Source organism: Nocardia brasiliensis IFM 10847, assembly GCF_000710915.1.
GTDB classification, from domain to species: Bacteria; Actinomycetota; Actinomycetes; order Mycobacteriales; family Mycobacteriaceae; genus Nocardia; species Nocardia brasiliensis_A.
In genome coordinates, this window is record NZ_BAUA01000087.1 from 27,780 (window position 1) to 41,229 (window position 13,450).

Below are 13,450 nucleotides of genomic sequence, written 5' to 3' on the forward strand. Positions count from 1 at the left end.
AGCGCAGGCCGCCGCGAGCGGCGCAGTACGCGCGTACGGCGTGTTCGCCGATCCCCGCGCACACCCCGCCACCCCGCGCACGTGTCAGTCGAACGACACGCGCGCGGCGCGCGAAACATTGCGCGGCGGCCGCCGCGGGGACAGCGCGGACTCCCCGCGCACGTGCCGCCACCCCGCGCACACCTCGCCACCCCGCGCACGTGTCGGTCGAAGGACACGCGCGCGGCGTGCGAAACATTGCGCGGCGGCCGCCGCGGGGACAGCGCGGACTCCCCGCGCACACCCGTCACCCTGCGCGCGTGTCGTCACCCCGCGCGCGTGTCGGTCGAACGACACGCGCGCGGCGCGCGAAACATTGCGCGGCAGCGGCCACCGCGGCGGACGCGCGGCTGACCGGACGCGTAACGCTGCGGATGTTGCACCCGCTCATCGGGTTTTGGCACGATGGCATCGGTATGCCGTCGACTCTTGATGCCGCGCGCGACAGCCTCGACGGGTTGTCCGTTGGTGATGCACTGGGCGCGCAGTTCTTCGTGCCGGGACGCTCTCTCGCCGAACTGCGCGCCGGTCGGCCACCGGCCGCGCCCTGGCAATGGACCGATGACACCGAGATGGCGTGCTCGGTGTCATCCGAGATTCGTGCTCGCGGTCGTATCGACCAGGACGCGCTCGCGGTCCTCTTCGCCGACCGATGTGAGCCGTACCGGGGTTACAGCGGCGGCACAGTCGCTGCGCTGCACCGGATTCGGGACGGTGAGCCATGGGCCGAGGTAGCGGGCGGGCTCCATGACGGACGTGGATCCTGGGGCAACGGCGCCGCCATGCGAGTCGCTCCCCTCGGCGCGTATTTCGCCGGACGGCCGGACCGTGCGGCGGAGCAGGCCGCACTGTCGGCGGAGGTGACACACCGGCATCCGGAGGCGATCGTGGGCGCCATGGTGGTCGCCGTAGCGGCGAGCCACGCGGCCGCTACGCGCGGAAATCACTGCTCGCCAAGCGAATTACTGGGCGCGATCGAGCCGTACCTGATCGCGGGCCGGACCACCGACGGTATCCGCCGAGCGCGAAAACTATTGGATCGCTCGGTGGCCGAGGCGGCGTACGAGCTCGGCAACGGCGCACAGGTGAGCGCCCAGGACACCGTGCCGTTCACGCTGTGGGCCGCCGCGTCTCATCTCGACGACTACCCCGCCGCGATCACAGCCTGCGTCGAAGCGGGCGGCGACGCCGACACCACCGCGGCCATCGTCGGCGGAATCGTCGCGGCACACACCGGCGCCGGAACCCGAGGACTTACCCGCGGAATCCCCGAGCCCTGGCTCGCATCCCGCGAACCATTACCTCCCTGGGTCGCCCCCTGAGAGTGCCGCCGCCTCACCGAACTAGCCGCGCAACCTCGTACGCAGTAGGTGCCGCACGACGCGCCGCGAGCGGCGCACTGCGCGCGCCTACGCCGCGCTCGCTGATCCCGCGCACACCCCGCCACCCCGCGCACACCCCGCCACCCCGCGTGCGTGTCGGTCGAACGACACGCGCGCGGCGCGCGAAACATCGCGCAGCAGCCACCGCAGGAACAGCGCGGACTGTCCGCGCGCACACCGCGCCACCCCGCGCACGTTTCAGTCGAACGACACGCGCGCGGCGCGCGAAACATCGCGCAGCAGCCACCGCAGGAACAGCGCGGACTCCCCGCGCACACCCCGCCACCCCGCGCACGTTTCAGTCGAGCGACACGCACGCGGCGCGCGAAACATTGCGCGGCAGCCACAGCAGGAACAGCGCGGACTGTCCGCGCGCACACCGCGTCATCCCGCGCACACCGCGTCGTCCCGCGCGCGTTTCAGTCGAACGACACGCGCGCGGCGTGCGAAATATTGCGCGGCGGCCGCCGCGGGGACAGCGCGGTCAGCGTGCCGTGTCGTCGCGCAATGCCGCGGCGCACTTTCGGGCCAGTTCGGGGGCGGGGCGGGTTGCGTCGACGACGGTGCCGTACTCGTCGGGGCCCAGCGGCTCCAGGGCGGCGAGTTGGGAGTCGAGGAGGCTGGCGGGCATGAAATGTCCGGTGCGCTCGGTCATTCGGTGGGCGAGTTCCGCGCGAGGTGCGGACAGGTGCAGGAAGAAGGCGGTGGGGGCGGCGGTGCGGAGGCGGTCGCGGTAGGCGCGTTTCAGTGCTGAGCAGGTGATGACGCCGCCGCGGTCGACATGCTCGGCCAGCCACGCCGCGACGGCGTCCAGCCAGGGCGCTCTGTCCGCGTCGTCGAGCGGGATACCGGCCGCCATTTTGGCGACGTTCGCGGCGGGATGGAATTCGTCGCCTTCGGCGTAGGGCACGTCCAGGGTCGCGGCGAGTTCCCGCCCGACGGTCGATTTGCCGGAGCCCGACACCCCCATCACCACCACGATCGGCAATTCGGGTCGTTGCGGCACATCGGCTCCTCAGCGTCGAGTCCGCCGCCGTCGGCGCCGGAAATCCAGGCTCCGAGACTACCGTGACCGCGGCGGCGGCCCGCGCTTCACGGATTGGCGGACTTGATGATCAGCACATCGGAGTGCGCCCGGCGCGCGATCTCGGCGGGGAAGGCCCGCAGGAAACGCCCGAACGGTGAGGCGAAGTCGCCGCTGCCGACGACGATCAGGTCGGCGCTGACGTGGTTGGCGATGGAGAGCAGCGCCTCGGCCGGACCGCCGCGCACCGCGTACTGGACGGCCGGTTCGCCGCCCTGGTCGTCGACGTGCGCGGCGGCGTCCTTCAGCAGTTCGTCGACGGCTGCGGCGGGCAGCACGCTGTAGCTGTCGGAGTCGAGCAGGTCGTTGATCATGGCCCGCTCGGTCGGCGGGAGTTCCGGGTAGGCGCAGGTCACCGTCAAGGTGGCGTGCGCGTCCCTGGCTAATCGGGCGGCGGTCTCCACGGTGCGTAAAGATCGTGGCGTGCCGTCGATGCCGACGATGATGGAACGGTAACTCGGGATCGAAGCGTATTCGGACACAACTGCTCCTCTGACGGGATCAATCGAGATCCCTGCGGACGAAACCGGCGGCGCCGAGCAGCGCGAGCAGTGCGCCGGCGGCTGTCAGCGCCAGCGACGACCGTGCATCGATCGACACCCCGGGAAGGTGCGAAACATGGTTGAACACAGAAACATTCATGGTTGACGCGGACAGCTTCATGGACGGACCGAGGATGGAGACCACCGCCGATTCGGCCAGCACCACCCAGGCGAGCCAGGTGATACGCGGCAGGATCCCGACGAGAAACACGCCGAGTCCGGCCAGGAAAACACAGGCGGGCAGTTGCGCGAGCGCGGCGCCGAGCAGCCGGGACACCTGTCCCGGATCGCCGGTCCGCAGCGCGTGCGCGGTCCCGAGGCCCAGTCCGGTCACCACGAGCAGCACCACCGTGGAGCCCAGCGCATAAGCCAGATGCATTGCGACGAAACGCCATTTCGGCAGCGTGCCGGACAGCAGCAGGTCCGCGCGGCCCGCGAGTTCTTCGCTGCGGATCTGGAGCACGCCGACGACGGTCGATCCGGTGATCGCGAGGGTGAGCAGCAGCGTCGACATGGCGAGGAAGCCGTCGACGACGTCGACGTTGAATCCGGCGAGCAGATTCAGCATGCCCTGCGTGCCCTGGGCCACCTCGCCGGCATCGTGTGCGGCCGCGCCGAAACCGAGACCGAGACCGAACAGCGCCGCGACCCACATGGCCAGCCCGGCGCGCTGGGCCCGCACCACCATGCCGAGCGCGGTGCGAGTCAGCGGACCGGCCGCGGGCGCGCCGGGCGGCGCCCGGAACAGCCCGGCGTCGTAGTCACGGATCTGCTCGATCCGGATCGCCAGCAGGAACAAGGCACCGGAGACCAACGCGCACAACAGGATCGGCCACAGCTGCAACTGACCGAACGGGTGGATGAACTGCGCCCAGCCCAGCGGCGACAGCAGCCGCAGCACATCGGAGTCGACGGTATCGCCGAGTGCGCGCAGCACATAGGCCAGCCCCAGCACACCGCAGGCGATACCGTACGCACCGCGGGCGTGCTCGGTCAGCTGAGCCGCGAGGAGTGCGATCGCCGCGAAAACGATGCCGACACAGGCGAAAGCGACGCCGAACGCGACCGCTCCCCCGCTCTCGGCCCCACCCGCGATCAACGCGAGCGCGGACCCGATGCCCACAACCAGGTTCGTGAGGGCGGAAACAATCAGCACCGCAACGGAATTCGCGTGCGCACCAAATCGCCCCGCGCGCAACAACTCCAGCCGCCCCAGTGCCTCCTGCGCCCTGGTGTTGCGCACGACCACGATGATGTTGACCAGCGCGACGGCGATCGACACGTACCAGCCGACCTCGAAGGCCGCGATGCCACCCAACGTGTTCAGCGCGGTCGGCGGGCCCTGCAACGCTTGCTGCGACGTGAGCGTGTTCGCGATCGAAGCGTAGGTCGCGCGCTCCAGGGCCGTGGGATACATCTTGTCGAGCCCGCGCACGCCCGCGTACATGCAGCCGATCACGGCGATCATCGCGGCGATCAGCCCGCGATAATTCAGTCTCAAGTTCAGTCGCATCGCGACGGTCAGGTTCGTCATTTCGCCGACCCCGCCTGCGCGGCACCGTAGTGGCGCAGGAACAGATCCGCCAATTCCACCGCCTGGGCGCCGGATTCGGCGCGCAGCTCGTCCATGCCCACGGTCTGCACCGTCGATCCGCCGCGAATGATCGTCACCCGGGAGCAGAGTTTCTCGACCTCGCCGAGGATATGACTGGACAGCAGCACCGTTTTCCCGCTGTCGCGCGCCTCCTCGATGCAGTGGCTGAACTGCTGTTCCATCAGCGGATCCAGGCCGCTGGTCGGTTCGTCGAGAATGAACAGTTCGACGTCGGCGGCGAACGCCGCGATCAACGCGACCTTCTGCCGGTTGCCTTTCGAATAGGTCGAACAGCGCCGGCTCGGGTCGAGTTCGAACCGCTCGATCAGCGCGGCCCGGCGTGCGGGGTCGATGCCGCCGCGCAGCCTGCCGAGGATGTCGATCACCTCGCCACCGGTCAGGGACGGCCACAGATTGAGATCGCCGGGCACATACGCGAGCCGGGCGTGGATCGTCATCGCGTCCGCGCGCGGGTCCAGCCCGAAGACCTTCACCTCGCCCGCGTCGTGCCGGAGCAGGCCGAGCAGCGTGCGGATGGTCGTCGTCTTGCCCGCGCCGTTCGGGCCGAGAAAGCCGTGTACTTCGCCCGCGGTCACTTCCAGATCGAGCCCCCGCAGCGCGGCCACTTTCCCATACCGCTTCACCAGCGACCGGACGTCGATAACTGCCGACATCGCAACCTCCCTCACTCGACAGCACGTGCTACGGGTCGAGTGTGCGCGGGTCAGGGGTGGTGGCGCTTGCACAGATCGGCAGATCCGCAAAGATCCTGCGGGCCGGCGCCGAGGCCGCGGAGGTCATCGACGCGGCAGGTGGATCAGGCTAACCTAACTCCATGGAGACTACGTGGGCGGGCACGTGGAACATTGCCCCTGACCGGCTCGTTCTCGCCGGCCGGTTCGGCACGACCAGCGAACACCACCACCCGGCCGTGCAGATCACCCTCGCGGTGCACGGGGAGCTGATCGCCACGGGTGCGGGTGAAACGGTGCGCTGCCGCGGCGTCATCGTCCCCAGCGGCGTCTCCCATGCCCTGCAATCCGGCAGCGCCGACACCCGAGTGCTGTCGATCTATCTGCATCCGGCGAGCCGAGACGCCCGCGAGATCGCCGCCCGCGTGCCCAACGGCACCGGGCCACGCGATTGGGCCGCCGCCGCGGCACCGCTGACCTCCGTGGATGTCGACGGGTGTGCGGACTTGGCGGCCGCCGCGGAACGGCTGCTCAGCACCCTTCGCGGCGAACCGGTCGCCACCGACGGCGTGCACCCGAAACTGCGGGACGCCCTGGACCTGCTGACCGTGCTGATGCCGCGCAAGCTGTATCTGCGCGACTTGGCGGAGGCCGTATCGATCTCGCAGCGCAGCCTCGGTCAGCTCTTCGTGAACGAGACCGGCGTGAACTTTCCCGGCGTAGTGCGCTGGGCGCGACTGCAATACGCGCTGATCGAAACGCTGGCCGGGCGCAACATCACCGACGCCGCGCACAGCGCCGGATTCTCCGACAGCGCGCACGCGACCCGGGTGTGCCGCGAGATGACCGGCGTGCCGCCGAGCGTGCTGCTGCGTGCCGTACATTCCGAGCCCGAACCGCACTAGCGCGAAAACGGCCCGGCGGCTTGCGGATTCGTACAAGCGACCACGGCATCGACCGTGTCACGATCGCGGTATGGCAGCACAACTGACGCCCGAGACCACCGAGGACGAGTTCAAAGAGTTCGTGCGCGACTCCAGCGACGCCGATCTCGCGGCGTTGATGAACGATCAGGAGCTGCGCCCGCAGCTCGTGGCGCGCATCTTCGAAATCTGGTGTGCCGCAGTGCTCGAACCGAAGACCAAGAAGACCGACGCGACGATCCACTGGCAGATCGGCGACGAACCCGACCGGTGGACCATGCACGTCTACCGCGGCACCTGCACCGCGACCCCGGGCCCGTCCGAGAAACGCGCCGACGTCGCCTTCACCCTCGGCGACGTCGCATTCCTGCGCCTGGTCGCCCGCGAGGTCAGCGGCGTCCAATTACTCGCCACCGGCAAACTCCGCCTCGAGGGCAACATGCTCACCGCCATGCGCATCGACAGCTGGTTCGACTAGACCTGCCTCGACCGGGGCGAAGCGTCCGCCGCGCACATCCCGTCGCACCGCGCGCGTGTCAGCCGAGCAACACGCGCGCGGCGTACGAAACATCGCGCGGCGGCGACGGGTCCGCGGCGCCGCCGTTCACAATCTGTTGAGCACCCGGTCGACGAAGGCGGCGGCGGCACCGAGATAGGTTTCGGGGCGGAGCAATTCGGTGATCTCCTGCTCGGACAGGTGGGTGCGCACCGCGGAGTCCTCCGCCAGCACATCGCTGAACGAACGGCCGCTGTGCTGGGCTTCGAAAGCCGCCACTTGCAAGACCTTCTTCGCGGCTTCCTTGCCGAGCAGTGGCGCGAGGCGCATGGCGAAGCGTTCGGCGAGCACCTGCCCCTGGGTGGTGGCGAGGTTCGATTTCATCCGCGCGGCGTCCGCGGTAAGTCCCTCGGCCAGTTCCACGGCGGTGTGCGCGGCCCCACCGACCAGCAGCAGGCATTCGCGCAGCGGCTGCCACTCGGCGTGCCATGCGCCCGCTGGTCGTTCGTCTTCGGCGAGCATCGCACCGAGCAGAATCGACGCCAGTGCGGGCACCTGTAGTGCCGCGGAACGGATGAGTGTGGCCAGCACCGGGTTTCGCTTCTGCGGCATGGCGGACGATTCGCCCCGGCCGGCCGCCGCGGGCTCGAACACCTCGGCGATCTCGGTGCGGGACTGGGTGATCACGTCCACCGCGAACTTGCCGAGCGCACCGGAGGCGACAGCCAGCGCCATCGCCAGATCCGCGATCGGCGTGCGCACCGTCTGCCACGGCACCGGGGCGGGGGTCAAGGCGAGTTCGGTGGCGAACTCGGTGGTCAACCTCTCGTAGATCTCCGCGGGCGCCGCAACGGCCAGACCCGAGTCGCTGATCCGCGCGCATTCGACATACGAGGCGTACGTTCCAGCCGCTCCACCGAGTTGCACGGGCAGGCCCGAGGTCGCGACCCGGCTCAGCCGATCCCGCGCATCGAGCAGGCCTTGCATCCACACCGCCACCTTCGCGCCGAACGTAGTGGGCACGGCATGCATTCCCAGGGTTCGGCCCGCGATCGGGGTGTCGCGATGCGCTCGGGCCAGTCGGGCCAGCGCATCGATGACGCCGTCCAGGTCATCGATGACGGCGGCGACGGCCCGCGCGGCGATCAGCATGGTCGCGGTGTCCAGGATGTCCTGGCTGGTCGAGCCGCGGTGTACGTAGTCCGCCGCCGCCGGGTCGACGGCGGCGACCGCACGATGCAGTTCGGCGACGAAGGCGACCACGGGATTCGCCGCGTCGCGCGCGGCCTGCGCGAGCGCGTCCGCGTCGAAGCGATACGTCCGTACAGCACGCGCGATGCCCTGGGCCGCCGCCGCCGGGACGATGCCCAGTCGCGCTTGCGCCCGGACCAGCGCCAGCTCGACGTCGACCATGGCGGCTATCCAGGCGTCGTCGCTCACCAGTCGCCGCATCGGCACACCGGCCCGCACCGGTGCCAGTAATCCATTGTCGTGCACGGTGATACACGTCCTTTCAGTCGAGCGACAGTGTCGTGTGCGGCCGTCGATGGCCAGTGCGGCGCGGGCGATCCGGTCGGCATCGGACAGGGTCACCGAGTTCACTTGCGGCCGCGGTCCGGCGGCGGTCACCCACCGCACCGATTCGGTCGGCACGCCGAGGGCATAGCGCCGCGGGTGCGCGTGCCCGGCCGCCGAGCGCACGGCGTGCGACGCGGCCGCCACCTCGAGTCCGCCGGTCCGATAGCGGCCGCCGTCGGGGTCGCACAGGGTGTAGCTGCGCACCTCGCCGCGGCGCAACAGGTTGCGCAGCAACGGATCCGCGGTGCTGCGCAGATCCGGATCGGGCAGCCTGGCATCGATCAGCAGGCCCGCGGTGGTCCGCGAGGACGCCACCCGAGGCGAATCCGCGACGAATCGACGCGACCGCTCATCGACGCGGACCCGGGTGCCCGGTCCGACGATGCGGACGACGTCCGCCCGAATCAAGGCTGCCAGCTCCGCAATTCGGCTGGCAGGCGGCCCGATCGACAGAAACGCGTTCAGCGGCGTGTACCAGCGGTCCAGGTCGTCCCGATACGAACCACCCGCGATACCGCCGTGGTCGACCACCAGCCGCACCTCGTTGCGGATGTCGCGCAGCACATCCAGCGCGGCCGGGACCGGCCCGGACACGTTGCCCTGCCGCGCATCACCCGCATCGAGGTCCAGGTAATCGATCAGCCAATGCCGGAACTCTGCCGGGGAACCGAAACAACGACCGCGGGTCGGGTCGGCGACCGCGGCCCAATCCCACCGCTGCCCCGGGCCGATGCCGAGACCGTCGAGGATCGCGGCGGCCGCGGGTTCGGTGGCCGCGTGCAGGAAACGCGACCGGAACCCGCGGAGTTCACGCGGGCTGACCCGATCCGCGATCAGCGCCGAGTAATAGACCGATTCCACTTCGCGGGCCACCAGCGGCCACACGTCGCGCCGGAACGATACGTCGCCGAATCGCTTGGCCCGCTTACGTAATTCGTCGATGGCCGCCGGGTCCAGCAGTACCGGCTCGTGCCTGCCCTCGACTCCCTTCTGGTTGGCGCCCCTGGCACGGTGCGGCACACCACGCCTGCTGCCCGCGAGGATCACCGGTTCGGCGCCCGACGGCAGGTATTCGAGCCTGCCGCCCACCTGTCCGAACGATCCGCCGCGGCCGACAGTGAGCAACGTCAGGTAGTCGAAGAAGGTAAGGCCGAGACCGCGGATGAGCACCGGTTCGCCCGCCGGGATTTCGGCGGTATCGACATCGGCGGCGTTGGCGGGCGCCACATAGGTCAAGCCGAGGCGCCGCGCTTCATACGCCGGCGAGCGGGCATCACTGTCCGCGCCGATCAAGGCGAGATGCCCTTGGGTCAACACGACCGCGTCCAGGTCGCGGATGCGCGCGCCGGTACTGAGCTCTAGCTCCTGCAGGCCCGAGTTCTGATCGCGGACATCGAGCGCGGTGGCCGTGATCTCGTTGGCGCGCACCGTGTTCGCGTGCAGGTCCCTGATGTGCTCATAGGCCCAGCGCAGATAGTGGCCGTACAGCGCCCTGGTGGGGTAGGTGTCCGGGCCCAATGCCCGCGCCTCGGCGTACATCGGGTCCGGCAGTTCCGCGAAATTGCCCAGTTTGGTGAGAAAGCTCGCCCATTCGTACAGGCTCGGCCCCTCGTCCACCGGTCCGTCCATCTCCACCGTGTCGTCGGTGAAGATGGTGACCTGTGCCGCCACCGTATTCATCAGCAGGTGCGGCGATTGATCGGTGCGCCAGACCGCCCCGGTGCCCACCCTGGTCGAGTCGATGAGAAACACTTCCACGCCGACCGGATCGGTGTCGTTGCCCGCGTTCGCGCAGATACGCTCGAAAACGCTCAGCCCGCGCGGGCCGACCCCGACGATCGCGATCCGGAGCGCGGCTGCTGTCGCAGTGCCCGCCATGGCGTCATGCTCCCTGTGACCCGGTGTAGCGATAGTGGTTGACCGGGGAGTACCGGCCGCCCCAGATGGCGCGGAGGAAGGATCCGGGGCGGATGTAGGCGACTTCGCCCTGGGCGTTGACGTAGTAGGTGCGGGTGCCGCCGTTGATCTCTTTGTAGTAGAGCTCGATATTGCGGCCGTTGCGTTGCACCGCACGGTGATACCGGTCGTGCGCGGCCTGGGTCACCTCGGCTACCTCGGCGCCTCGGCGCAGTGTCTCCTTGATGATCCGGACCGTGTGATCGGCGGCCAGTTCGGCGGCCGAATGCCAGCCCGTGCCGGTCCACGAATACGGCCCGACGATCATCCAGCGGTTCGGGAAACCGGGCACACTGAGCCCCTCGTAGGCCTGCATCCCGCGGGTGGCGAACAAGGTGCCCAGATCGGCGTCGTCGCGGCCCACGATGGTGCCGGGCGGGTAGGCGCGCGGATCGATGAACACGACGAATCCCGTTGCGAGCACGATCATGTCGTAGGTGCGGTCGACACCGGCCGTGGTGCGGATGCCCGTGCGGGTGAGCCGCTCGATCGGCTCGGTGATCAGGTTGGTGTTCGCCCGGTTGAAGGTCTGCAGGAACGAGTTCGACAGCACCGGACGCTTCACCACCAACCCGAACCGCGGGCGCAGCAACTGCCGCACCGCCGGGTCCCGGACCGCCTTCAGCAGCACGAGCGAATAGGCCGCACGCGCACTGAGATCGAACCCGACCAGCAAGAACCTCGCGACCGGTTTCGGCAGCACCGCGGCCAGCCGCAACATCAGATCGAAGAACGCCAACCCGATGCCGTGCAGGACCCCGACGAGCCTGCGCGAGCGCAGCACCCTGGCGACGCCGGAGGTCAGGTCGAAGTCCGGCTTCGGCAGGCACCACACCGGCGTCCGCTGATAGACGTCGACCACCGCGGCGTCGGGGGCGAGCGCGGGCACGATCTGCACCGCGCTGGCCCCCGTGCCGATCACCGCGACGCGCTTGCCCTCGTGCCGGTGCGCGTGCTGCCAGGAAGCGGTCCGCTGCACCACGCCCTCGAACTCGTCGATGCCCGCGATATCCGGCTCGGTCACCGGGTCGACGAACACGCCGACCGCGGTGATCAGGAACCGGGCCGTGATCGTTTCACCATCGGCCAGTCGCAGATTCCAGCACCGTTGTGCCGCATCCCATTTCTGCGCTACGACGTGCTTGCCGAACTGCAGGTGCGGGTAGAGGCCGTACTGCCGGGCGGCCCGCACGTGGTAGTCGCGGACCTCGGAGCCCTTCGGGAAGAACCGAGTCCAGTTGCGGTTCTTCAGGAACGAGTACTGATAGGCGAGTCCGGGCGAGTCGGCACAGATCGCCGGATAGGTGTTGCTGTGCCAGCTGCCACCGACATCATCGGCCCGCTCCAGGATGGTGAAATCCTGGATACCGGCCTGCTTCAACTTGATTCCGGTGACGATGCCACTCGGACCCGCCCCGACCACCGCGACCGTGAAGTCGGGAGCTGTCATGTCCACCGGCCCTTTCCGATGGCCTCGGCCGCCCCGAACAGTTGTTTGCGCAAGGCGACCCGGCGGACCTTCCAGGTCGCGGTGCGCGGGAACTCCGACCACTTGACCTGGATCGGTTCCGCGAGCTCGGGCATGTCGTGGGTCGCCGCCCGCCAGGCGTTGCGGTCCAGCTCGCGGTCACCGTCGATGCTGAGCACGGGCTGCGGCGGGCCGCCGGCGATGGCCAGCACGATGACCTCGGTCGTTTCGGGCAGCCGGTCGAGCAGCACGTCCTCGAGTTCGATGGTGCTCGATTCGGGCAAGCGATCGATCTCGCGGTCGATCATGCGCACGGTGCCCCAGCGGCTCACGATGCCGAGATCGCCGAGATCCCACCATTCGCCGTCCACCTTGTGGGTGTGCCGGTCCTGCTCGTTGACGTAGGCCAGGCAGCGCCCCGGCGCGGACAGCTGGATCAGGCCGACCTGACCGCGGGGCACCGGCCGCCCGGTCTCCGGGTCGACGCAGCGGACCTTGCCCCAGCGCGGCACCGCCCAGCCGAGCACCTGGGTGGGCGGCGGCCGATGCCCGACGCGGCGCACCGAATGCCGGACGTAGACGCGCACCGCGACCGGCCCCGCCTCCGACTGGCTCCACGACTGCAACCAGAGCGGTTGCCGACGTTTGCTGGCGTTCAGAAACTTTCGCATCGTGCGGGTGTGGATGCCGTCGTAGGAACTGACATAGACGCGGACGTCGGCGAACGGACGGCCGGGATCGTCGATGTACTTCTCCCAGTAGAGGAATCCGTTCGGGACGGTTTCCATGAAGGTCGGCCGGTAGGCGACGAGCGCGTCGCGCACCGCGGGATCCATCGGATCCGACAGGCACAGCATGGTGGGTTGCACGGTCGCCATCGCCAGCAGGCCGGTGATCACCCGCTGGTGGCAGTAGGGTTCGCAGATCGCGAACCGGTCGGTGGCCCGCAGCCCGACCCCGGGCCAGCGCTCGGCCTCGCCCAGCGCCAGCGAGTACAGCGAATTCGCGGAATGCATCACGAGTTTCGGCGCGCCGGTGGTGCCGGAGGTGTGCGTGATGACCATCGGCTCGAACGGCTGGCGCATCGCGTTCTCCGGCACGATGCCCTCGTCCAGGGCGAACCAGTCGTCGATGTCGGGCCGGTCGTCCGGGCGCCCGGCACAGGCCGTGCGCACGGTCTTGGCGACCAGTTCGGGGTCGATGCCCATCCGGTCCACCGCGCCGGCGTCGGTGACCAGAAACGGCGTCTCCAGCCGGCCGATCAGGATATCGAGTACCTCGCGGCTGTGGTTGTCCGAGATCAGCGCGGGGATGGCGCCCAGGCGGGCGATCGCGCTGGCCAGGAACGCGGTGTCGAGATGGTTGCGCTTGACCACCGCGACGCGATCCCAGGGGCGTACGCCCCACGCGTTCAGTTTCGCGGCGAGGTGATCGACGATGGTCGCGCAGTTGCCGTAGTTCAGTATCGTGCCGAATTCCGGGGCCAGGTCCGGGACGCGGTCCACGGTGATGGTGTTCAGCGAGCCGCGCTGCGCGGCCGCGTGCCACACCTCGCCGATCCGGCCGGTGGCCGGGATGCGCGAGACCGGGCTGATGCGCTTCTGGAAGCGCGACGGGGCGTACACCCGAAGGAAATCGGGGACCGGGCGCGCGGCGTGCGCGTCGGTGACTGTGCTCATGTTCTCTCCGTAACGAT

General features: G+C 69.3%; 9 protein-coding genes and 1 pseudogene. 3 read left to right on the plus strand and 7 right to left on the minus strand.

From position 1 onward, the window contains the following. Positions 1–455 precede the first annotated feature (455 nt). The gene (locus NBRGI_RS18595) at positions 456–1,361 is read left to right on the plus strand and encodes an ADP-ribosylglycohydrolase family protein (RefSeq protein WP_029897985.1); all 906 of its coding nucleotides are present in this window, start codon (positions 456–458) and stop codon (positions 1,359–1,361) included. Positions 1,362–1,905: 544 nt separating this feature from the next. Here NBRGI_RS18595 and NBRGI_RS18605 read toward each other — a convergent pair. From NBRGI_RS18605 to NBRGI_RS18620, 4 genes and pseudogenes are all read right to left on the minus strand, one after another. Beyond that, complete coding sequence (locus NBRGI_RS18605; RefSeq protein WP_029897987.1) at positions 1,906–2,391, minus strand: gluconokinase; 486 nt, start codon at positions 2,389–2,391, stop codon at positions 1,906–1,908. 122 nt (positions 2,392–2,513) lie between these two features. Then, positions 2,514–2,987 carry a universal stress protein gene (locus tag NBRGI_RS18610; protein WP_051727871.1) on the minus strand — a complete coding sequence of 158 codons (474 nt, stop codon included), beginning with the start codon at positions 2,985–2,987 and terminating at the stop codon, positions 2,514–2,516. 19 nt (positions 2,988–3,006) lie between these two features. Then, the gene (locus tag NBRGI_RS18615) at positions 3,007–4,581 is read right to left on the minus strand and encodes an ABC transporter permease (RefSeq protein WP_029897992.1); all 1,575 of its coding nucleotides are present in this window, start codon (positions 4,579–4,581) and stop codon (positions 3,007–3,009) included. Positions 4,582–4,661: 80 nt separating this feature from the next. Beyond that, a pseudogene (locus NBRGI_RS18620) lies at positions 4,662–5,315 on the minus strand (ABC transporter ATP-binding protein); the annotation flags it as partial. A 161-nt stretch (positions 5,316–5,476) separates the two neighbouring features. Between NBRGI_RS18620 and NBRGI_RS18625 the strand changes: the two are divergent. Next, a complete protein-coding gene (locus NBRGI_RS18625; protein WP_029897996.1) occupies positions 5,477–6,238 on the plus strand; it encodes a helix-turn-helix transcriptional regulator in 762 nt (253 codons plus the stop codon). Between the two features lie 70 nt (positions 6,239–6,308). Beyond that, a complete protein-coding gene (locus NBRGI_RS18630; protein ID WP_029897998.1) occupies positions 6,309–6,734 on the plus strand; it encodes an SCP2 sterol-binding domain-containing protein in 426 nt (141 codons plus the stop codon). Positions 6,735–6,860: 126 nt separating this feature from the next. Here NBRGI_RS18630 and NBRGI_RS49140 read toward each other — a convergent pair whose 3' ends face one another. Genes NBRGI_RS49140 through NBRGI_RS18650 form a run of 3 tightly spaced genes read right to left on the minus strand, consistent with a single transcriptional unit; the run spans position 6,861 to position 13,433 of the window. Further along, on the minus strand, positions 6,861–10,208 hold the full coding sequence (locus tag NBRGI_RS49140) for a 3-carboxy-cis,cis-muconate cycloisomerase family FAD/NAD(P)-binding protein (RefSeq protein WP_081878136.1): 3,348 nt from the start codon (positions 10,206–10,208) through the stop codon (positions 6,861–6,863). Positions 10,209–10,212: 4 nt separating this feature from the next. Next, positions 10,213–11,736, minus strand: a complete 1,524-nt coding sequence (locus NBRGI_RS18645) for a flavin-containing monooxygenase (RefSeq protein WP_036559766.1) — start codon at positions 11,734–11,736, stop codon at positions 10,213–10,215. Then, complete coding sequence (locus NBRGI_RS18650; RefSeq protein ID WP_029898003.1) at positions 11,733–13,433, minus strand: class I adenylate-forming enzyme family protein; 1,701 nt, start codon at positions 13,431–13,433, stop codon at positions 11,733–11,735. The genes NBRGI_RS18645 and NBRGI_RS18650 overlap by 4 nt, the downstream gene beginning before the upstream one ends. Between the last annotated feature and the right edge of the window lie 17 nt (positions 13,434–13,450).